General features: G+C 45.0%; 27 protein-coding genes. 26 read left to right on the forward strand and 1 reads right to left on the reverse strand.

Translation table 11 applies throughout. The features are described from left to right. The first annotated feature begins 32 nt into the window (after nucleotides 1-32). The 23 genes from V2W16_RS04630 (at nucleotide 33) to V2W16_RS04740 (ending at nucleotide 19,064) form a co-directional block, all read left to right on the forward strand. Entirely contained in the window at nucleotides 33-3,080 is a 3,048-nt protein-coding gene (locus V2W16_RS04630) for an SrtB-anchored collagen-binding adhesin (protein ID WP_329382234.1), read from the forward strand. Nucleotides 3,081-3,143: 63 nt separating this feature from the next. Continuing rightward, nucleotides 3,144-3,596, forward strand: a complete 453-nt coding sequence (locus V2W16_RS04635) for a YdcP family protein (protein ID WP_425353940.1) — start codon at nucleotides 3,144-3,146, stop codon at nucleotides 3,594-3,596. Between the two features lie 16 nt (nucleotides 3,597-3,612). After that, complete coding sequence (locus V2W16_RS04640; protein ID WP_054344453.1) at nucleotides 3,613-3,999, forward strand: YdcP family protein; 387 nt, start codon at nucleotides 3,613-3,615, stop codon at nucleotides 3,997-3,999. A gap of 83 nt (nucleotides 4,000-4,082) precedes the next feature. Further along, the gene (locus V2W16_RS04645; protein ID WP_070112024.1) at nucleotides 4,083-4,280 is read left to right on the forward strand and encodes a nucleic acid-binding protein; all 198 of its coding nucleotides are present in this window, start codon (nucleotides 4,083-4,085) and stop codon (nucleotides 4,278-4,280) included. 88 nt (nucleotides 4,281-4,368) lie between these two features. Further along, nucleotides 4,369-5,748, forward strand: a complete 1,380-nt coding sequence (locus V2W16_RS04650) for an FtsK/SpoIIIE domain-containing protein (RefSeq protein ID WP_116632627.1) — start codon at nucleotides 4,369-4,371, stop codon at nucleotides 5,746-5,748. Nucleotides 5,749-5,755: 7 nt separating this feature from the next. Beyond that, nucleotides 5,756-6,160, forward strand: a complete 405-nt coding sequence (locus tag V2W16_RS04655; protein ID WP_074141192.1) for a hypothetical protein — start codon at nucleotides 5,756-5,758, stop codon at nucleotides 6,158-6,160. Nucleotides 6,161-6,410: 250 nt separating this feature from the next. Beyond that, a complete protein-coding gene (gene mobT / locus V2W16_RS04660; protein ID WP_329382626.1) occupies nucleotides 6,411-7,601 on the forward strand; it encodes a MobT family relaxase in 1,191 nt (396 codons plus the stop codon). Between the two features lie 15 nt (nucleotides 7,602-7,616). Then, complete coding sequence (locus V2W16_RS04665) at nucleotides 7,617-7,757, forward strand: DUF3789 domain-containing protein (protein ID WP_021374764.1); 141 nt, start codon at nucleotides 7,617-7,619, stop codon at nucleotides 7,755-7,757. Then, complete coding sequence (locus tag V2W16_RS04670) at nucleotides 7,754-7,975, forward strand: hypothetical protein (protein ID WP_010817890.1); 222 nt, start codon at nucleotides 7,754-7,756, stop codon at nucleotides 7,973-7,975. The genes V2W16_RS04665 and V2W16_RS04670 overlap by 4 nt, the downstream gene beginning before the upstream one ends. A 76-nt stretch (nucleotides 7,976-8,051) precedes the next feature. Next, a complete protein-coding gene (locus V2W16_RS04675) occupies nucleotides 8,052-8,288 on the forward strand; it encodes a hypothetical protein (protein ID WP_329382326.1) in 237 nt (78 codons plus the stop codon). Further along, nucleotides 8,263-8,760 (forward strand): antirestriction protein ArdA, encoded by a 498-nt coding sequence (locus tag V2W16_RS04680; protein ID WP_074141189.1) that lies wholly within the window; start codon nucleotides 8,263-8,265, stop codon nucleotides 8,758-8,760. The genes V2W16_RS04675 and V2W16_RS04680 overlap by 26 nt, the downstream gene beginning before the upstream one ends. A gap of 17 nt (nucleotides 8,761-8,777) precedes the next feature. Then, on the forward strand, nucleotides 8,778-9,281 hold the full coding sequence (locus V2W16_RS04685) for an antirestriction protein ArdA (protein ID WP_076779923.1): 504 nt from the start codon (nucleotides 8,778-8,780) through the stop codon (nucleotides 9,279-9,281). 108 nt (nucleotides 9,282-9,389) lie between these two features. Next, nucleotides 9,390-9,779: a conjugal transfer protein gene (locus V2W16_RS04690; protein ID WP_075877382.1), complete on the forward strand. Its 390-nt coding sequence runs from the start codon at nucleotides 9,390-9,392 to the stop codon at nucleotides 9,777-9,779. Beyond that, a complete protein-coding gene (gene tcpF, locus V2W16_RS04695; protein ID WP_329382335.1) occupies nucleotides 9,766-12,213 on the forward strand; it encodes a conjugal transfer ATPase TcpF in 2,448 nt (815 codons plus the stop codon). Before V2W16_RS04690 ends, tcpF begins: the two co-directional genes overlap by 14 nt. Next, complete coding sequence (locus tag V2W16_RS04700) at nucleotides 12,213-14,354, forward strand: CD3337/EF1877 family mobilome membrane protein (protein WP_329382338.1); 2,142 nt, start codon at nucleotides 12,213-12,215, stop codon at nucleotides 14,352-14,354. The genes tcpF and V2W16_RS04700 overlap by 1 nt, the downstream gene beginning before the upstream one ends. Further along, complete coding sequence (locus V2W16_RS04705; protein WP_075877379.1) at nucleotides 14,351-15,358, forward strand: bifunctional lytic transglycosylase/C40 family peptidase; 1,008 nt, start codon at nucleotides 14,351-14,353, stop codon at nucleotides 15,356-15,358. The genes V2W16_RS04700 and V2W16_RS04705 overlap by 4 nt, the downstream gene beginning before the upstream one ends. A gap of 21 nt (nucleotides 15,359-15,379) precedes the next feature. After that, nucleotides 15,380-16,273, forward strand: a complete 894-nt coding sequence (locus V2W16_RS04710) for a conjugal transfer protein (protein ID WP_075877378.1) — start codon at nucleotides 15,380-15,382, stop codon at nucleotides 16,271-16,273. Nucleotides 16,274-16,351: 78 nt separating this feature from the next. Then, the gene (locus V2W16_RS04715) at nucleotides 16,352-16,591 is read left to right on the forward strand and encodes an AbrB/MazE/SpoVT family DNA-binding domain-containing protein (RefSeq protein WP_074141169.1); all 240 of its coding nucleotides are present in this window, start codon (nucleotides 16,352-16,354) and stop codon (nucleotides 16,589-16,591) included. Between the two features lie 153 nt (nucleotides 16,592-16,744). Further along, complete coding sequence (locus V2W16_RS04720) at nucleotides 16,745-16,978, forward strand: AbrB/MazE/SpoVT family DNA-binding domain-containing protein (protein ID WP_074141168.1); 234 nt, start codon at nucleotides 16,745-16,747, stop codon at nucleotides 16,976-16,978. Beyond that, nucleotides 16,975-17,706 carry an ABC transporter ATP-binding protein gene (locus V2W16_RS04725; protein WP_074141167.1) on the forward strand — a complete coding sequence of 244 codons (732 nt, stop codon included), beginning with the start codon at nucleotides 16,975-16,977 and terminating at the stop codon, nucleotides 17,704-17,706. The genes V2W16_RS04720 and V2W16_RS04725 overlap by 4 nt, the downstream gene beginning before the upstream one ends. Next, nucleotides 17,703-18,437, forward strand: a complete 735-nt coding sequence (locus tag V2W16_RS04730; RefSeq protein ID WP_074141166.1) for an ABC transporter permease — start codon at nucleotides 17,703-17,705, stop codon at nucleotides 18,435-18,437. The genes V2W16_RS04725 and V2W16_RS04730 overlap by 4 nt, the downstream gene beginning before the upstream one ends. Before the next feature lie 2 nt (nucleotides 18,438-18,439). Continuing rightward, a complete protein-coding gene (locus V2W16_RS04735; protein WP_074141165.1) occupies nucleotides 18,440-18,820 on the forward strand; it encodes a hypothetical protein in 381 nt (126 codons plus the stop codon). Nucleotides 18,821-18,839: 19 nt separating this feature from the next. Next, entirely contained in the window at nucleotides 18,840-19,064 is a 225-nt protein-coding gene (locus V2W16_RS04740) for a hypothetical protein (protein WP_074141164.1), read from the forward strand. Nucleotides 19,065-19,133: 69 nt separating this feature from the next. On the opposite strand, the gene V2W16_RS04745 is transcribed toward V2W16_RS04740, so the two are convergent. After that, nucleotides 19,134-19,496, reverse strand: a complete 363-nt coding sequence (locus tag V2W16_RS04745; RefSeq protein WP_032509185.1) for a helix-turn-helix transcriptional regulator — start codon at nucleotides 19,494-19,496, stop codon at nucleotides 19,134-19,136. A 526-nt stretch (nucleotides 19,497-20,022) separates the two neighbouring features. Between V2W16_RS04745 and V2W16_RS04750 the strand changes: the two genes are divergently transcribed. The 3 genes from V2W16_RS04750 to V2W16_RS04760 all read left to right on the forward strand — a co-directional run bounded on the left by V2W16_RS04750 (nucleotide 20,023) and on the right by V2W16_RS04760 (nucleotide 21,279). Further along, entirely contained in the window at nucleotides 20,023-20,445 is a 423-nt protein-coding gene (locus tag V2W16_RS04750; protein WP_021421704.1) for an RNA polymerase sigma factor, read from the forward strand. Nucleotides 20,446-20,448: 3 nt separating this feature from the next. Continuing rightward, nucleotides 20,449-20,697, forward strand: coding sequence for a helix-turn-helix domain-containing protein (locus tag V2W16_RS04755; protein ID WP_021421703.1), 249 nt, complete (start codon nucleotides 20,449-20,451; stop codon nucleotides 20,695-20,697). Between the two features lie 375 nt (nucleotides 20,698-21,072). Next, nucleotides 21,073-21,279, forward strand: coding sequence for an excisionase (locus V2W16_RS04760; protein ID WP_116632633.1), 207 nt, complete (start codon nucleotides 21,073-21,075; stop codon nucleotides 21,277-21,279). The last annotated feature ends 78 nt before the right edge of the window (nucleotides 21,280-21,357 follow it).

The following is a 21,357-nucleotide window of genomic DNA, read 5'->3' on the forward strand; positions in this document are numbered from 1 at the left end:
TCTATATCCAAACGAAAGGAGAATTTAAAGCTATGAAAAAGATATTGAAGCGATTAGCCACAGGCTTCCTTGCCTTTGCAACTATCGCTACCGCTTTGCCGACAACGGCAGTCCACGCTTCCGAGAAGCAATACTGGACAGAAAGTGCCGAGCGTGTCGGTATCGTTGAAAAAGTGATGAATGACGGCTCTATCGGTTCGACGTTCAATGAGGGCTATATGAAAGTTGAGGGTGAAACTGCCTATTGTGTAGACATTAACACCGACTTCAAGAACGGCTACAAGACCAGAGCCGACGCAAGCACACGCATGAGCTACGACCAGATTTCCGACGTTGCCCTCTCTCTGGAATACGTCAAGCAGTACACACAAAGTCACAGCGGATTGAACTATAAACAGGTCTATCTTCTTGAACAGTGTGTCGTATGGCAGAGGTTGAGCGTTCATCTGGGCTGGCAATGCGATAACGTCAGAGCTTCCTATGATGAAATCCCAAAAGCGATACAGGACGAGGTTTACGCTGGGGCGAAAGCCTTTGCCAGCGAGAACAAGGAACGCTATGAATGTGGCGGTTATATCTACTCTGGCGAGGGGCAGGACATTGGACAGTTCTGGGCGAAACTTGCCGTTGGAAATGCCACCCTTAAAAAGACTTCCAGTAATGCCAGCATTACCGACGGGAACGGGCTTTACTCTATCGCTGGTGCGACTTATGGTATCTATTCTGATAAGGACTGCACAAAACAGCTTGCCACCCTTACGACTGATAACAGCGGAAATACTGATACCGTGGAAGTAAAGGCTGGCACAGTCTATATCAAAGAGCTTTCCGCTCCTGCTGGCTACAAGGTGGACAATACAGTGTATTCCTTAAATGTGGAAGCGGGCAAGACAGCAACCTTGAACGTATCCGATACGCCAAAGGTTACAGACACACTTATTGAGCTTTTCAAGATTGACATGGAAACACAGAAAGACGCTCCACAGGGCGACGCTTCCCTAGAGGGTGCGGAGTTCACATGGAAATTCTATGCGGGACACTATACCGCTGACAATCTCCCTAGCGAGCCTACCAAAACATGGGTGACAAAGACAATCGCTGAAAAAGACAGCGACGGCACTATCCATTATGTTTCCCGCCTTTCTGATGAATACAAGGTATCTGGGGACAGCTTCTATACACAGGACGGTAAGAACGTGCTTCCTTTAGGAACGCTGACCGTTGAGGAAACGAAAGCTCCTAACGGCTATCTTCTTGACGGTGCATATATGCAGGCAAACGGTAGCGAAGAACAGATTAAAGGAATGTACCTTACACAGATTACCGAGGACGGCGACATTGCCGTACTGTCTGGAAGCAATCAGTACCATGTATCAGACAAGGTTATCCGTGGCGGTGTGAAAATCCAGAAACGAGATTTGGAAACCAGCGATACCAAAGGTCAAGGAAGTGCGACCTTGAAAGACGCTGAATTTGAAATCATTTCCCTTAATGACAATGCCGTACTTGTCGAGGGAAAACTTTACAGCAAGAATGAAGTGGTAAAGACAATCCTTACCGACATTGAGGGCGTGGCTTCTACTTCTGCCGATTTACTTCCTTACGGAAAATACCGTATCGAGGAAAGCAAAGCACCAGAGGGCTATTTGACGGACGGTGCAGAACCGATTGAATTTGAAATCACAGAGGACGGAAAAATCGTTGACCTTACAGGTGCGGACACTTCCATTTACAATCAAGTGAAGCGTGGCGACCTAGAGGGTGTCAAGATTGGAGACGGCACACACCAGCGTCTTGCGGGAGTGACCTTTAGGATCACAAGCAAGACCACAGGTGAGAGCCACATTATCGTGACAGATGATAACGGGCAGTTCTCCACTTCTTCTGACTGGGCTTCCCATAAACACAACACCAATGCAGGAAAGACCAGCGAGGACGGTATCTGGTTTGGAACAAGCGAGCCAGACGACAGCAAGGGTGCTTTGATTTACGATACCTATATCATTGAGGAATTACGCTGTGAGGGCAACAAAGGCTTTGAGCTTATCCCACCGTTTGAAATCGTGGTGTCCAGAAACAACGTGACCGTTGACTTAGGGACACTGACTGATGAATATGAGAAAGAAATCTCTATCCATACCACAGCCACAGGCAAGGACGGTGAGAAGTCTATCGTGGCTGGCAAAGAGGTAACAATCATTGATACCGTTACCCTTGACGGGCTGGAAAAAGGCACAAAATATCAGCTCAAAGGCTGGCAGATATTGAAAGAAGAAAACGCCGAGCTTCTTATCGACGGACAGCGTGTGGAAAGTGATTACACATTCACAGCCGACAGCGAAGAAATGAAGATTGAAATGGAATATACGTTCAACGCTTCTTCTCTGGGCGGTCAGAACCTTGTTACCTTTGAGGAACTTTACGACCTTTCCAATGAGGACGAGCCTGTAAAGGTGGCAGAACACAAGGACATTGACGACGAGGGACAGACGGTGCTTATCACGGAGCGTATCATCTCTATCCATACCACAGCGACCAGCGAGGACGGAAAGAAAGAGATTGAAGCAGGAAAAGACGTGACAATCATTGATACCGTTACCCTTGACGGCTTGGAAATCGGCACAAAGTATCAGCTTGTAGGCTGGCAGATGATTAAGGACGAAAACGCCGAGCTTATCATCAATGGTGAGCGTGTCGAGAATGACTATACCTTTACTGCCGAGAGTGAAAGCATGGAAGTCCAGATTTCCTTTACTTTCGACGCTTCCGAGCTGGGCGAGAAAGAACTTGTAACCTTTGAGGAATTATACGATTTGAGCAATCCAGACGAACCGACAAAGGTTACAGAGCATAAGGACATTGAGGACGACGGGCAGACTGTGACAATCACAGAAGTACCAGAAACGCCAGAAGAACCAACAGAGCCAGAACAGCCGACCACACCAGATACACCGAGCAAGACAACGGACGCTCCAAAGACAGGTGATAATACAAACATTGCCTTATTCTTAGGGCTTCTTGTTCTTTCTGGTGCAGGCGTGGCAGGAACATACTTCATCAAGCGTCGTAAACGCTCATAGGATAATCTGCTTATGATGATGAAGAAATCACGTTCCCCGCCGTATGTTCTGATGTAACAGGAAATGATAATCGAAACTGTTTCTTTTCTGTTCTTCTGCTTGCAGATCAACGGAAAAGAACAGTCCACTAGGGGCGTGGGGAGTGTAGCTCCCCACATATCAATCACAGAAAGAAATGAGGTAGAACACATGAAATTAAAATATATCGTGCCTAACATGGCACAGACATTTGGAAATTTGGAGTTTGCAGGAGAAAATGACGTGGAGCAACAGCGTGTCAATGGTCGCTTTGTTCCCGTGACAAGAAGCTATAACCTGTATTCCGACATTCAGAGAGCCGACGACATTATCGTGGTGCTTCCCGCAAAGGCTGGGGAAAAGCGTTTCAAGTATGAGCAGAAAGTAAAGCTCGTCAATCCTAAGATTACCGCCGAGGGAAAGAACGTGCGAGGTCGTGGCTACACCAACTATATTTTAAACGCTGACGATATGCTTCCAGTCGAGGAAAGCAAGTAAAGGGGGATAACAGAATATGAGATTAGCAAATGGAATTGTATTAGATAAGGAAAAGACGTTTGGAGTGCTGAAATTCTCTGCCCTTAGACATGAGGTGCGTGTAGAAAATGAGGACGGGACGACCAGCGAAGAAATCAAGCGTAGAACCTACGACTTGAAATGCAGTCAGCAGGAACGCACGATACAGGTATCTATCCCAGCGGAAATCCCTGTCAAGGACTACCCGTATAATGCAGAGGTGGAGCTTATCAATCCTGTTGCCGATACGGTGGCAAACGCCAACTACCGAGGGGCAGACGTGGAATGGTACATCAAGGCAGACGACATTGTATTGAAGAATAAAGGCGGTCAGCCCGCAGGCAATCCGCAGAACCACGCTCCGCAGGGACAGCAGAAAAAATAATTAGCAAAACATATTTTCATTGTAGATGATATGGAATAGAGATATAATGAGCTTATAAATTACGATTTTGGAGGTGCTGGTAAATGCGTAAATGTATTCGCTGTGGCAGTGAAATGAAAGAAAATTGTGCTGTTAAAGTTGAGGGAGCTGGTTATGGTATCGTTTTATCATCAGATGAAAACAAATTATTTGGTGGAAGAATGGGTAAACCTAAAGTGGCTATCTGCCCTAAATGTGGCGAGGTATCTATTTACATTGAAGATGTTGAAAAGCTCAAATAACTATTGATTTTCAATCTATATCCAGTATTACACGAAGCGGTTAGTCTTTACGATTGACCGCTTTTTCCATATCCAGAAAGGGGTGTTTATGAACATATTGAAATACAAGGGAAAGCGTATCAGAGCCAGCGACAAGAACCTTGTGTACCGCTTCTGTGCGGGTACGCTCCTGCTCCTGTTCGTGGCGGTTCTCCTGCTACTGAACATGGGACAGCTCATGCGTACCGATTGGGAACATTTCAGTTTACTTGATAATGGGCTGACGCTTTCTACATACAACTTCATAACCATAGGGATAGCGACTGGTGTTTGTACATTGGTCGCTTTTCTTTATTACCGCTTTCGCTATGACAGCTTCAAGAAGCTATTACACCGCCAAAAGCTCTCCCGCATGATACTGGACAATAAGTGGTATGAAGCACAGACCGTACAGGACAGCGGTTTTTTCACTGACCTGCAAGGCAGATCAAGGGAAAAAATTGTCTGGTTTCCTAAAATCTATTATCAAATGGAAACGGGACTGCTTCATATCCGCTGTGAAATCTCTTTGGGAAAGTATCAAGACCAGCTCCTTAGACTGGAAGATAAACTGGAAAGCGGGCTTTACTGTGAGCTGACCGACAAGACGCTCCATGACGGCTATATCGAATACGTTTTACTTTATGACATGATAGCGAACCGTATCTCGATTGACGAAGTAAAAGCAGAAAACGGGGGCTTGCGTCTGATGAAGAACCTCACATGGGAATATGACGCACTCCCTCACGCCCTTATCTGTGGCGGGACTGGCGGTGGAAAGACCTATTTCCTGCTGACAATCATTGAAGCCCTCTTGCAGACCAACGCCCAGCTATTCATCTTAGACCCTAAGAACGCTGACCTTGCGGACTTGGGTACGGTCATGGATAACGTGTACCATACCAAAGAAGATATGATTGAATGTGTCAATGCGTTCTATGAGGGCATGATACAGCGAAGCGAGGAAATGAAGCAACACCCAGACTACAAGACGGGCGAAAACTATGCCTATCTGGGCTTACCGCCCTGCTTCCTTATCTTTGACGAGTATGTGGCGTTCTTGGAAATGCTGGGGACAAAGGAAAGCATAAGCCTTTTAAGCCAGCTAAAGAAAATCGTCATGCTCGGCAGACAGGCGGGCTATTTTCTCATTGTTGCCTGCCAGCGACCCGACGCAAAGTATTTTTCAGACGGTATCAGAGATAACTTCAACTTCCGTGTGGGCTTGGGGCGTATCAGCGAGCTAGGCTACGGTATGCTTTTCGGAAGCGACGTAAAGAAACAGTTCTTCCAGAAGCGTATCAAAGGACGTGGCTATTGTGATGTGGGAACGAGCGTCATATCGGAGTTTTACACTCCCCTTGTTCCAAAGGGGCATGATTTTTTACAGGCTATCGGCTCTCTTGCACTGGCAAGACAAACCGTATCAGATGAACGAAAGGAGAATTGAAAAATTTATGGGATTTTTAGAAATGGGTTACAGCGACCCTAACACTGATTTTCATGTTGAGGGTGTCTGCGTAGACTTTGACCGCTTTCTTGCGGACTTGGAAAGTGTCGCTGGCACGACTGATGATAAATGCGAGGAATTTCCGACAGAAGCCTATCATGCACGCATGGAAGATATTCTGACAGAAGCGGGGCTTGGGAGATTGAAACTTCCGTTGCTCTTTTCCGTGGTGCTGGACGAATGGCTTTCCATTCATGGGTTTGACTACCGCTTTACGTTTCTTGTGGTGGATAAGGAGTTTTTCAGACAGATATACCATGAATACGAGATTGACAAGGATATTGTCAGAAAATGCCTTTCTGCCGATACCGACGTTATCGTAGTTTATACGGGCATGACAAGGATAGACTGAACCACTGACGGCTGGAACGGTCAGCGAAGCGAACCAGACCGTGTAAGCCGTCCTGTGGAGCAGGGCTTGCCCTGCTCCACGAAAGAAGCCCCTCGGTATCTAACAGAGGGGCACAATTCCGCTGGAAACTACGGTCAAAAAGTCTGGAAATCCCGCTTGGTATAAGGGCTTTCCCTTACTCATGGCTGGCTGTGACAATCGGCGGAAAATATCACAGATTTCTAAAAATACACGATTGGGGGTATGCAGGCTGAATGAAAGCACCTTTATAACCGCCTTGAAAGAGAAACGCCTATCTTACGGCGTGTCCCAGACAAGGCTTGCAATCATGGCTGGTATCAGTCGTGAACACCTAAACCGTATTGAAGCGGGAAAGGTCAAGCCCACGGACGATATGCAGGAAAAGCTCATGGAAGCTGTCGAGAAATTCAATCCCGACGCTCCCATGTTCCTGCTGTTCGACTATGTGCGTATCCGTTTCCCCACGCTGGATATACAGCACGTTATCAAAGATATATTGAAGCTCAACATTGACTATATGCTCCATGAGGACTACGGACATTACAAATACACCGAGCATTACTATCTGGGTGATGTGTTCGTCTACACCTCGCAGGACGAGGAAAAAGGCACGCTTCTGGAGCTGAAAGGAAAAGGCTGTCGCCAGTTTGAGAGCTATCTGTTGGCACAGGAGCGAAGCTGGTATGACTTCCTCATGGACGCTCTGGTTGAGGGCGGTGTGATGAAACGCCTTGACCTTGCGATTAACGACAGGGCGGGCATACTGGATATTCCAGATCTGACCGCCAAATGCAACCGTGAGGAATGTGTTTCCCTGTTCCGTTCTTTCAAGTCCTATGCTTCCGGTGAGCTGGTGAAGCACAACGAGCAGGACAAGGCGGGCATGGGACACACGCTGTATATCGGCTCTCTGAAATCGGAAGTCTACTTCTGCTGTTATGAGAAAGACTACGAACAGTACGCAAAGTTGGGGATACCGATTGAGGAAGCACCCATAAAGAACCGCTTCGAGATACGACTGAAAGATGAAAGAGCCTATTATGCCGTCCGTGAACTGCTGACCCATTATGACGCAGAACAGACGGCATTTTCTATCATCAATCACTATATCCGCTTCGTGGACAGAGAGCCGGAGAAGCGAAAGACAGACTGGAAGCTCAATGACCGCTGGGCGTGGTTTATCGGGAAAGACCGCCCGCCTGTCAAGCTGACGACAGACCCAGAGCCTTACACATTGGAAAGGACGCTGGGCTGGATAAGCCGACAGGTCGCTCCTACGCTGAAAATGCTGAAAAAGATAGACGCAGGCAACAGCACAAGCTATCTGAAAGAGATTGAGGACAACGCAAAGCTGACGGAAAAGCATTTGCAGATAATCAGACAGCAGACAGCGGACACAGAGGAACTTATCACAGAGTAAAGGAGAATTTTGACTATGGCAGAACTTGTCAAGGACTTGGTGCTGGTATCGCTGGGAATGGGTATTGGTGTCGTCCTTATGTGTATTGCACAGGTCAGCAAAATGGCTGACGAGCAAATGGAAGAAATCAAGAAAGAAAGGATTGATAAAGAATGAATTTCGGACAGAACTTATACAACTGGTTTTTAAGCAACGCACAGAGCTTGGTGCTTATGGCAATCGTGGTAATCGGTATCTACTTAGGATTTAAAAGAGAGTTTTCTAAGTTAATCGGCTTCCTTGTGATTGCCTTAATCGCCGTCGGGCTGGTATTCAATGCAGGCGGTGTCAAGGACGTGCTGTTAGAGCTGTTCAACCGTATCATTGGAGCGTAGCCTATCGTTGAAAGCGGTTACTCCATTGGAGATCAACCGCTTTTTCTATACTCAAATTTCAGATTGGAGTGATTGATTGAAAGACATTTTTACGGATATGCAGGCAAAAATCGGGTGTCCGTATCTTTCCGACCTGCCCTACTGCAAGCGTGCGGTCTGGTTTGAGATAAAACGCCTTTGCCTGTCCGACTACCCTAAGAAACAGTTGGAAGATTTTTCACGCTATGTATTCGGTGTGCCTTATGCAGTCATACAGGAAGCGTTACAAAGAAAGGACGTGATGAAATATGGAAGAAATGCGTGTGCAGATTGAAGCACGAGAGCCGACAGACGGAGAAATCAGAGCCTTTTGGTTCACCCTGCCTATCGACACAGAACAGGTGGAAGAACTGCTGGGGATTGATGTAGATATCGACTATTACTCTATCACGGGCAAGGAGCTTCCCTTTGCTGATGAAGTGCAGGAAGATACCACCATTGAAAGGCTCGACGACCTGTACCATACCTATGAAAGCCTACCCTCTGACTTGAAAAAGGACTACGGGGAGCTGATGTGCTATTTCACCGACCTTGACGAACTGCACCGATACAGAAACGACATCATTCATTATTCGTGGTGTAAGAACATGACGGACGTTGCCCGCCACATACTGAACAATGACCTAGACTTTACTTCCCTAAGTGAGAATGTTATCCGCTATTTCGATTATGAAGCCTACGGGCAGTACCTTGACGACAACGGACGCTTTGTGGAAACCGACCACGGTATCTATGAGCTTCCGTAGAAAAGAGGTGTAAGCCTGTGGTGGACGACATGAGGGTGTATATCGCTAATCTTGGCAAGTACAATGAGGGCGAACTTGTCGGGGACTGGTTCTCTTTCCCTATCGACGAGGAGACGATAGCGGAGCGTATCGGGCTGAACAGTTATTATGAGGAATACGCTGTCCATGATACCGACAACTTCCCTATTGAAATCGGGGAGTATATCTCCATTGAAGAACTCAATGAGATGTACGACATGATTTGTGAGCTTCCCGACTATATCACGGACGCCCTGGACGAGTTTGTTTCCTACTATGGAAGTCTGGAAGAAGTTTACGAGCATAAGGACGAGATTTATTATTATCCAGACTGCGGGGACATGACCGACGTTGCCTATTACTTCATTGACGAGTTGCAGGTATTGGGACAGATACCGCTACCGTTGCAGAACTATATCGACTATGAAGCATACGGCAGGGACTTGTCCATAGAGGGGACATTCATTGAAACAAGCCGTGGGATATGCGAGATACCATATTAGAGCTGGCAGATCAGCGACAGGCAAGGTCGCTACTGACAGCTTTTTCTATCAAGGACAGTCTGAAAAACGGCTGTCCTTTTCCATTACAACGAAAGGAGCTGAAACGAATTGAAAAAGATTAAGAGCTACACGGGTATCTGGAACGTGGAGAAAGTCTTGTATGCAATCAATGACTTTACTCTCCCGTTTCCTGTTACCTTTACCCAGATAACGTGGTTTGTCATCACGGAGTTTGCCGTCATTATCTTAGGGGACTTACCGCCGTTATCGTTTATCGAGGGGGCATTTCTGAAATATTTCGGTATTCCTGTTGCCCTCACATGGTTTATGAGCCAAAAGACCTTTGACGGCAAGAAGCCTTACAGCTTCTTGAAATCGCAGATTACGTTTGTCCTGCGACCAAAAGTGACCTATGCAGGAAAAGCCGTGAAGCTGGAAAAGGAAGTGTTCAGCGAACCCGTCACGGCAGTTAGGAGTGTGATGTATGTTCCCGATTAAATATATCGACAACAACCTTGTCTGGAACAAGGACAATGAGGTATTCGCCTACTATGAGCTGATACCGTATAACTATTCTTTTCTGTCAGCGGAGCAGAAGTTTATCGTCCATGACAGCTTCCGTCAGCTTATCGCACAGTCCCGTGAGGGAAAGATACACGCCTTGCAGATAGCGACGGAAAGCTCCATAAGAAGCATACAGGAGCAGTCAAAAAAGCTGGTGACGGGACGACTTCGTGATGTGGCGATACAGAAGATAGACGAACAGACAGAAGCGTTAGTAAGCATGATTGGGGACAATCAAGTGGACTACCGCTTTTTTATTGGCTTCAAGCTCATTGTGACAGAGGAAAAGGTCAGCCTTGACAGCATGAAGAAATCGGCGTTCATGACATTCAAAGAGTTCTTGAACGAGGTCAACCATACGCTGATGAACGACTTTATCTCCATGCCAGATGATGAAATCAACCGCTACATGAAAATGGAAAAACTGCTGGAAAATAAAATCTCCCGCCGTTTCAAGTTCCGACGCTTGGATAAGAACGACTTCGGCTATCTTATCGAGCATATCTACGGCAGGGACGGCGTGGCGTATGAGGACTATGAATATTCGCTTCCAAAGAAGAAGCTGAAAAAGGCAACGCTTATCAAGCAGTATGACCTTATCCGTCCGACCCGCTGTCTGATAGAGGAAAGCCAGCGATACTTGCGTCTGGAATATGAGGACAGCGAAAGCTTCGTGTCCTACTTTACCGTTAATGCGATTGTGGGCGAGCTGGATTTTCCGTCCAGTGAGATATTCTACTTCCAGCAACAGCAGTTCACTTTCCCTGTGGACACAAGTATGAATGTGGAAATCGTCGGCAACCGCAAGGCACTTTCCACGGTGAGAAATAAAAAGAAAGAGCTGAAAGATTTGGACAACCATGCCTATCAGTCTGGAAGCGAAACCAGCTCAAATGTGGTGGACGCACTGGACAGCGTGGATGAGCTGGAAACCGATTTAGACCAGAGCAAGGAAAGTATGTATAAACTTTCTTACGTTATCCGTGTGTCCGCTCCCGACCTCGACGAGCTGAAACGCCGTTGTGATGAAGTCAAGGATTTCTACGACGACTTGAACGTCAAGCTGGTGCGACCCGCTGGGGATATGCTGGGGCTTCACTCTGAATTTCTCCCTGCCAGCAAGCGTTACATCAATGACTATGTGCAATATGTCAAGAGTGATTTTCTGGCAGGGCTTGGCTTCGGGGCGACACAACAGCTTGGCGAGAATACGGGTATCTATATCGGCTATTCCGTAGATACAGGAAGAAACGTCTATTTACAGCCCTCTCTTGCTTCACAGGGTATCAAGGGGACAGTCACCAATGCTCTGGCTTCTGCCTTTGTGGGAAGTCTTGGCGGTGGAAAATCGTTCTGTAACAATCTGATTGTCTATTATTCCGTCCTCTTTGGTGGACAGGCGGTCATTCTCGACCCTAAAAGCGAGCGTGGCAACTGGAAAGAAACGCTCCCAGAGATAGCCCATGAAATCAATATCGTCAATCTTACCAGCGATAAGGAAAATGCAGGGCTTCTTGACCCGTTCGTGATTATGAAGAATGTAAAGGACGCTGAAAGTCTGGCGATAGACATTCTCACATTCCTTACGGGGATTTCCTCTAGGGACGGTGAGAAGTTCCCTGTCCTTAGAAAAGCGGTGCGAGCCGTGACCCAGAGCGATCAGCGAGGCTTGCTCCATGTGATAGACGAGCTACGCAGAGAGGACACGGCGATTGCCCGCAACATTGCCGACCATATCGACAGCTTTACGGACTATGACTTTGCACATCTGCTGTTCTCGGACGGTTCGGTGTCTAACGCTATCAGCTTGGACAACCAGCTCAATATCATACAGGTGGCAGATTTGGTACTTCCAGACAAGGACACGACCTTTGAGGAATACACGACCATTGAACTGCTGTCCGTGGCTATGCTGATTGTCATTAGTACCTTTGCCTTAGACTTCATTCATTCAGACCGCAGTATCTTTAAAATCGTGGATTTAGATGAAGCGTGGGCGTTCCTCAACGTGGCACAGGGCGAAACTCTCTCAAACAAGCTGGTGCGAGCGGGACGTGCTATGCAGGCTGGCGTGTACTTCGTCACGCAATCCTCTGGCGACGTGTCCAAAGAGAGCCTAAAGAACAATATCGGGCTGAAATTCGCTTTCCGCTCTACGGACATCAACGAGATAAAGCAGACCCTTGAATTTTTCGGTATCGACAAGGACGACGAGAACAACCAGAAACGACTTCGTGACTTGGAGAACGGACAATGCCTGCTTCAAGACTTGTACGGGCGTGTGGGCGTGGTGCAGATACACCCTGTTTTTGAAGAATTACTGCACGCCTTTGATACCAGACCGCCCGTGAAAAGCGAGGTGGAGTGATGAAAGATAGGATAAAGGGGCTTCTGACAAAAAAGAAGCTCTTTCGCTTTTTCAAGATTGCTCTGATAGTCATTTTTAGCTCTGTTGTGTTCCTCTCCCTGTTCGGGACGGTGGCTCATGCCACAGGGCTGGTTGATGATACGGTCAATGCGGACAACCTGTATTCGCAGTACCCGCTGGAAAACTACCAGCTTGACTTCTATGTGGACAATAGCTGGGGCTGGCTTCCGTGGAACTGGCTGGATGGTATCGGTAAGTCCGTACAATACGGATTGTACTGTATCACCAATTTTATCTGGACTATCAGTCTGTATCTATCCAACGCCACGGGGTACGTCGTCCAGCAGGCGTATAAGCTGGACTTCATCAACGACATGGCAGACAGTATCGGCAAAAGCATACAGACCCTAGCGGGTGTAACGGAAAACGGCTTCGAAAGTACGGGTTTCTATGTGGGTTTCCTGCTTCTTATTATCCTTGTAGTGGGTATCTATGTAGCCTACACGGGACTTATCAAGCGAGAAACCAGCAAGGCATTACACGCCGTTATCAACTTTGTTGTGGTGTTCGTGCTGTCCGCTTCCTTTATTGCCTACGCTCCCGACTACATTAAGAAGATAAACGATTTTTCCAGTGATATAAGTACCGCTTCGCTGGATTTGGGAACAAAAATCATGCTTCCCGACAGCGACAGTGCTGGAAAAGACAGCGTGGACTTGATAAGGGACAGCCTGTTTTCCATACAGGTACAACAGCCGTGGCTACTTTTGCAGTTCGGTAACAGCGATATAGAGGAAATCGGGGCTGACCGTGTGGAAGCTCTGGTATCTGCCAGTCCGTCAGCAGACGACGGGGCGACCCGTGAGGACGTGGTAAAAACAGAAATCGAGGATAACGACAACGACAATCTGACGATACCGCAGGTCATCAACCGTCTGGGAATGGTGTTCTTCCTGCTCATCTTCAATCTGGGGATAACGATATTCGTTTTCCTGCTTACGGGCATGATGATATTCTCCCAGATACTTTTTATCATCTTCGCTATGTTCCTGCCTATCAGTTTTCTTTTGAGCATGATACCCAGCTATGAGAACATGGCGAAACAGGCAATCGTGCGAGTGTTCAATACGATTATGACAAGGGCGGGGATAACGCTCATTGTTACGGTGGCTTTCAGTATTTCCAGTATGTTCTACAACATCTCTACCGATTACCCGTTCTTTATGATTGCGTTCTTACAGATAGTCTGCTTTGCGGGTATCTACATGAAGCTGGGCGACCTTATGAGTATGTTCAGCTTAAATGCTGGGGACAGCCAGAGCATGGGACGCAGGATATTCCGTCGCCCGTACATGTTCATGCGACACAGGGCTAGGCGTATGGAACACCGTATCGCAAGGGCTGTCGGTGCTGGAAGCGTTGCTGGTGCGGTGGCTGGTACAGTAGCAGGAACAACCATGAATGACGGTTCTGGGAAATCTACTAGAGCTGGTACGGGCAGAAAAGAACGCCGAGAAAATACTTCTTTTGGAAGCCGAGCGGGTTCAGCCATAGGTGCGGTGCTTGATACAAAAAACAAGGTCAAGGACAAGGCAACGGCTGTCAAGGAGAATATCAAGGATATGCCGACACAGACCGCCTATGCCCTGCACTCCGCTAAGGAAAAGGCAAAGGAAAATGTGTCCGGCTTCAAGCGTGGCATTGTGCAGGGACAGGAAACCAGACAGAGCCAGCGTGCCGATAAGCGTGAGCAACACAGACAGAATATCGCTGACAAGCGTATAGAACTTCAAAAGGCACAGGAAGCAAAGCAGTCTGGCAAAGCGACGGACGGATCAGCGACAACAGGAGCTACCCGTCCCCATGACAGACCTGTGACTGCTTCTCCTGCGTCAAAGACAGATACAGGAAAAGCACAGGAAATCAAGCGTCCTGTCACTACGGACAAGGTACATACCGAGCCGACGAAAGCACAACCTGTCAAGGAGCGTCCGCTTGCTTCAAAATCTGCTGAACCTGTATTGCAGAAACACGGAACAAGGCTCAATGGTGTAGAGCTGAACCAGCAGACCACCAGAAAAGAGCGAACCATCAAGAAAGCGACCCTAAACATGACAGGAAAGAAAGGACATAAGAAATGAAGCTAAGACATATCGCCCTTATCGGCAGTCTGTTTCCCTTTCTTCTTGCGATAGTGCTTTTCTTTGGTGTGCTTATCAGTGCCGAGGACGACGACGGGGGCGGTGGTTCTTCCTCATGGGTAACGGGCATGAACCTGTCCGCAGAGGTCTTGAAACATCAGCCTATGGTAGAGAAATACGCTAAAGAGTACGGCATATCCGAGTACGTCCCCTATCTGCTGGCAATCATACAGGTGGAAAGTGGCGGGACAGCCGAGGACGTTATGCAGAGTTCCGAGAGCATGGGCTTACCGCCTAATTCCCTTGATACGGAAAGTTCAATCAAGCAGGGGTGCAAATATTTTGCGTCCCTGCTTTCTTCAGCAGAAAATCAAGGCATAGAGGATATAAACGTGGTGATACAGTCCTATAACTATGGCGGTGGCTATATCGGCTATGTGGCTTCCAATGGGAAAAAGCACAGCTTCACGCTGGCAGAGAATTTCGCCCGTGACAAGTCTGGCGGGAAGAAAGTCACCTACACGAACCCTATTGCTGTCGCCCGCAACGGTGGCTGGCGATATGCCTACGGGAATATGTTCTATGTAGAGATAGTCAACCAATATTTAACGATTACAAAATTCGATAATGCGACCGTTCAAAAAATCATGGACGAAGCACTGAAATATCAAGGCTGGGACTATGTGTACGGCGGGAGCAATCCTAACACTTCTTTTGACTGTTCGGGACTGGTTCAATGGTGCTATGGAAAGGCTGGTATCAGTCTGCCGAGAACGGCACAGGCACAGTATGACGCTACCCAGCATATCCCGCTTTCACAGGCACAGGCTGGGGATTTGGTGTTCTTCCACAGTACCTACAATGCGGGAACGTATGTAACGCACGTCGGTATCTATGTAGGAAACAATCAGATGTACCACGCTGGCGACCCGATAGGTTACACCGACCTTACAAGCTCCTACTGGCAACAGCACCTTATCGGGGCTGGCAGAATTAAGCAATAGAAAGAAAGGAATGGAAATATCATGTTCAAGAAGAAAGAAAAACCGATAAAGGAAAAGAAAGTCCGCACTATGAAAGTGGGGACGCATAAGAAATCCGTCATTGCCCTCTGGGTGGTGCTTATCGCAAGCGTGAGCTTTGGTGTGTATAAGAACTTTACCGCTATCGACCAGCACACCACGCATGAGATAGAAACCATACAGCTCCGCTTGAATGACACCAACGGGATAGAAAATTTCGTGAAGAATTTCTGTAAATCCTACTACACATGGAGCAACAGCAAGGAAGCAATCGAAGCAAGGACACAGGCTATCAGTGCCTATCTGACACAGGAATTGCAGGATTTGAATGTTGATACGGTAAGGACGGATATACCGACCAGCTCCACGGTCACGGATGTACTTATCTGGGACGTGGAACAGTTTGGGGAGAACGCTTTTTCTGTTACCTACGAAGTAGATCAGCAGATAAAAGAGGGCGACCAGACAAGGAACGTATCAGAAACCTATACCGTGACCGTTCATGTGGACGCTGACGGGGATATGGTTATCATACAGAACCCTACCCTTGCCCCTGCTATGGAAAAATCCAGCTATGAACCAAAGGCACAGGAAGCAGACAACAGCGTGGACGCTGATACGGTAAATGACGCTACGGCGTTTCTGGAAACATTCTTTAAGCTGTACCCGACCGCAACGGATAAGGAGCTTGCCTACTATGTAGAGGGAAACGCTCTTGAACCGATAAACGGGGACTATCTCTTTTCCGAGCTAGTAAACCCAGTATTTACAAAGGACGGAGATAATGTGAATGTCAAGGTATCTGTGAAGTTCATTGATAACCAGACAAAGGCAACACAGGTATCACAGTATGAGTTGACGCTTCATAAGGATAGTAACTGGAAGATAATAGAGTAAAACCAGTACTTGTTTTTTTATTGTTCGAGTTGTATAATAAGTAGGAAATGTTATACGATTTTAGAGAGGAGCGAGTTCATGTCTGATGAAAACAAAAAAACAAAGAATGATAAATTTGTCGGCTCTGTGAAAGTAGGTCCAAAGGGACAGATTGTTATACCCAAAGAAGCAAGAGAAATGCTAAATATCAGTACAGGTGATACTTTGGTCTTATTAGCAGACGCAAAACAAGGTATCGCTGTTCAAAAATATGAGGTTTACAAAGATTTTTTTGAACAAGTGTTTAACTCTGGGCAATCACCTACGAAGTCAGAATAAATTAAATTATTAAGACGGTGCTTATGGCACCGTCTTTTTTATAACTTTTAGCAAAAAGTAGGAAAAGTAATACTTTTCTATTGACGTTTTACTCTGCTGGTGTTAATATTGGTATAACAAGTAATACTTGTTATACCAAAAGGAGGAGATATAGTGAATAGAGATGTTACAGAACACTATTCCCACAATGGACGATATTTAGGCACCTTAAAAGTGGGAACAAAAGGACAAATTCTTATTCCAAAAGAGGTAAGGGATTTCTTTGGTATTCATATCGGCGAGCTATTAGTGTTACTTGCTGATAAAGACAAAGGAATTGCCTTACAGAAAATGGACGGTTGTAACGAAGCGTTTCAAATGGCATTTCAAAAGGAGGACAAAGAATGAATGCAATAGAAATTAGAGATTTAACAAAGCGATATGGAAATTTAACAGCAGTTAATTCTCTTTCGCTTAATATCAAACAAGGAGAATTTTTCGCAATGCTTGGTTCAAATGGTGCAGGAAAAACAACAACTATTAAAATGTTGAGCTGTCTGACAGAGCCAACAAGTGGTGATGCCCTTATGTTAGGAAACAGTTTGAGAAAACAGGCAGATAAAGTAAAAGATATTATCAACCTTTCTCCACAGGAAACAGCCGTTGCACCAAAGCTGACAGTTAAAGAAAATCTGATGATGATTGCCCGCTTACATGGTAGTTCTAAACAGGAAGCAAGGGAAAAAGCCGACAAAATCATGGAAACTTTTGAACTAACTGACCGAAAAAATGACAGAGCAAAACAGTTATCGGGTGGCTGGCAGAGAAAATTAAGTATCGCAATGGCTTTGATAAGTAATCCTAAAATTCTTTTCCTTGATGAACCGACAATCGGGCTTGACGTAAGAGCAAGACGAGAATTATGGGGAACAATGGAAAAATTGAAAGGAAAATTAACTTTGATTTTAACAACACATTATCTTGAAGAAGCAGAGGAATTAGCTGACCGTATCTGTATTATGGATAAGGGTGTTGTGCAGGTTCTTGGTACGGCTGATGAAATTATCAAGGTATCTGGTGCTAGAAATTTTGAAGAAGCATTTTTGATGTATACAGAAAGGGGTACTGAATTATGAGATTTACTATTTTTACAGGACGTAATTTTAAAGAAATTGTGCGAGATCCCATGAGTATTCTCATGTGTCTCGGATTTCCTGTTTTGCTGATTATTGCGTTAGCTTTGATGAAAGAAAGTATCGGTGGAATGGCTGATGTATTTGAAGTCCAAAATTTTGCACCGAGTATGACGATTTTAGGAATGGCGTTTCTAAGTACCTTTGTAGGTACGTTGATGTCCACCGATAGGAATAGTTCTTTCCTAACCCGATTATTTGCGTCACCTATGAAGGGAATTGATTACATCTTAGGATATTCTATACCTATAATTCCGCTTGCAATTTTACAGGCTGTTTGCTGTTTTGGTGTAGCTCTGTTCTTCGGATTAGAATTAAATATAAATATTTTTATAGCTATTTTGACCTTAATTCCAGTGGCGATATTATTTATCAGTTTTGGCTTATTTATTGGTAGTGTACTTTCAACAAATAATGCGGTCAATGGATTTGGAACAATCTTAGTGAATGCAACAGTGTTTTTAAGTGGTGCTGTCTTATCATTGGATATGATTGGTGGTACATTCAAAACGGTCTGCGATTTACTACCATTCAGTCATGCAGTAAATGCGGTAAATTATGCAATAAACGGTAATTTTTCAGATATACCATTACAGCTTGTATGGGTTTTAGGATACGCTCTGGTACTTATCATTCCGTCTGTTATTATCTTTAAACGCAGAATGAAAGGCTAATAATGATTAAGGTATTCTCTCTTACAAATTTAAACGTTGAATATATTACAGATTATCAAGGGTTAGCGATTTTTCAACAGATACAGAATTATTTACTCCCGATAAATAACGGCTCTTTAGAGAATATTGCAATTTTAGATATGGACGCTGATAAAGATATTATTTTAAGTGAACTACAAGAATGTGCAATCTTTCATAGGATAGCTTTATCCTCTTGCTGGACATTAGACAAAGTTATCATTGCATTAGAATGTAATTGCCTAGCTTTTTTGGAAAATGGTAACTTGACTTCAATTAACGATACTATCAATTTAGTAACAAGGCATAAAGTTAGCGTATTTGATAAATCTGTTATAGCGATTATAAATTCTTTTCTAATCTAATCGGTAATGAGGTGACAAAATGATTGGTCTTAAAAAACGAGATATGAGAACTATTTTAAAAGCTGGGGCAAAAGCCAGAGGATTGTCGCTACCAGAGTTTAGGGCTGAAATACAGGAGAATATTGACAACTCTATGAATAGTCAAGACCCAGTGGTACAGAAACGATTTAAAAAGTATTTTGGTAATAAGATACCTACACCAGAAGAATACATTTACACAATTACAAAGAAAACTAAGATTTAGGTGCTTATCCTGCTTCCTGCAAAGCAGATCAGCAGGATAGCTTATGCGAGGAAAAAGAAAACGAGAAGCCTATTTGCTTCCCGTCCCCTTGTATTTCATGATACCGTCGATTGTTCCTTGAATGATTTTGAGTTCTTCATCTGTCAGTTCATCAAGCGATACGTCTATCTGCCTGCGGATTGTAGATTTTTCCGCTTTCTCCTGCGGATAGAAGTATTCATCAACAGAGATATGGAACATTGTCACTAAATCATGAAATAACTGGAAGCTGGGGTGTTTCCCTATATTCTCAATATCTGCGATATGACGTTCTCCGTAAAAGACCTTATCGCCTAAATCATTACGGGAAAGCCCAGCTTTTTCTCTCGCTTCTCTGATTGCCAGTCCTAACGGACGGAAATCAAAGCTGTGCGTGTCTTTCTTTTTCCTCATTTCAAATCACCTGTCATGAGTTTATACTTCATGGCACATGATTAGAATGTGTTAAAAGCGCATATATTATGCGTTAGTAATTCGTATCAATATTACCTTGACGGTAAATAAAAAAAACCGTTCTAAGGTAATATCTTTTTCCATGTCTTTCAATCTGATTAGGACGGTTTTGGATAACCAGAGCTGTCCTTTTCTTCTGCACTCACGGCACAGCTCTGGATAAGGGGGGTGTGCTATGATTGCGTATCAGCGAACACGCCAGTATTCACAACTGAATAACCGCCTTACAATGGTTATCCAGTCAGCACACCCTAAACATGAGTTAAAAATTCATATCGCAAACATAGCAAAAACAGTCTGTTGGTACATTCATGTGCTGATTGACTGTTTTTGTTATTTATGAGAAGTTCAATATTTTTTTGAATTTCTTTCTTATACAGGTTAGCAAATCACCCACTCCTGTACCGATGTGGGGCGGAAAGAGGGATAGATACCTTTTACGTCTGGACAGAGAGGGGGTGAGATGATGAAACCGTCTGACTTCCAAAAGACAATCCAGTGTCAGTTTGACTGTAAGCTCAAACGTACTGTTAAGGGCGTTATCTGGAATTATAAAAAGGAATTAAAACGTCGTAAAGATAAAGAAATTCCTTTCTGTGAACTTCCAGAAATCGTTGTTGAAAAGCTGGCTGTATGGGACGAGTACATGAGTGACTATACCGTGTTTGAAGTATGCGGCGTTGAAATCCGAGTGCTTGATGAAGAACTTTCAGAAGCGTTAAAGCAATTATCGGAACGCAACCGTGAAAATCTTCTGATGTACTACTTTCTGGAAATGAGCGATACAGAAATTGCAAAAGCACAGAAAATTTCCAGAGCAGGAGTTTTTAAAAACCGTTACAGAGCTTTACAAAATTTGAAGAAAACACTGACAAAGGAGCGTGAATAAAACATGAAAAAAGGGTACAAACTTCCACCCTATCGACTTATTTCATCTGCTGTGGACGGAAATGAACAGTCTATTGAAAGAATACTGGCATTTTATGACCCGTACATATCAAAATGCTGTTTGCGTCCTCTATATGATGAATACGGTAATGTTTATATCGTAGTAGATATGGAGCTTAAAGGGCGTATCAGAGAAGCTATTATCAAAATGATTTTAGACTTCGATATCGGTACTGTTCCAACAGAAGAATAAAGCAATTATGGCAGGGCATGATTTGTTGAAATCCCCTCTTTCCTGTCCTGCCCTCTGCTTTTACACATGAGAGCCTATGGCTTTCGCCACTGTTCTTTGACAAGTGAATAAAGCAGACAGATACGTTTGTGATACAGCGAGCCACGGGGACTGTACGCCACGACCTTTTCCATAAGGGGAAGCGAGCGACCCATGCAGTGATCCGAGAGCGACCGTTGGAAAAGTCGTTTTGCCACGACCTGTATTCACAGGATAATGATACACCCGCATGGTGCGGTTCTGCCCACAGGAATGGGAATGGCTGAAATGCCAGTGGAGCTTTCCAAAGCCGTCTGTCTGCTTCTAAAAGACACACAGTAAAGGGGGTGCTTATACATGACAAACAATACTGATGTGCCTATCTGGGAAAAGTACACGCTGACGATTGAGGAAGCGTCAAAATACTTCCGTATCGGAGAGAATAAACTTCGCCGTTTAGCTGAGGAAAATATCGGCTCAAACTGGGTCATTATGAATGGAAACCGTATGCAGATAAAGCGAAAGCAATTCGAGAAAATTCTTGATAAGTTGGACGCAATCTGATGAAAGCAAGCCTTAAATATGGTATAATTATACTATCGAGTTTAAGGCTTGCTCCTTTTACGAAAGGAGCTTCCTGTA

The organism is Anaerofustis butyriciformans, assembly GCF_036289385.1.
Lineage (GTDB): Bacteria > Bacillota > Clostridia > Eubacteriales > Anaerofustaceae > Anaerofustis > Anaerofustis butyriciformans.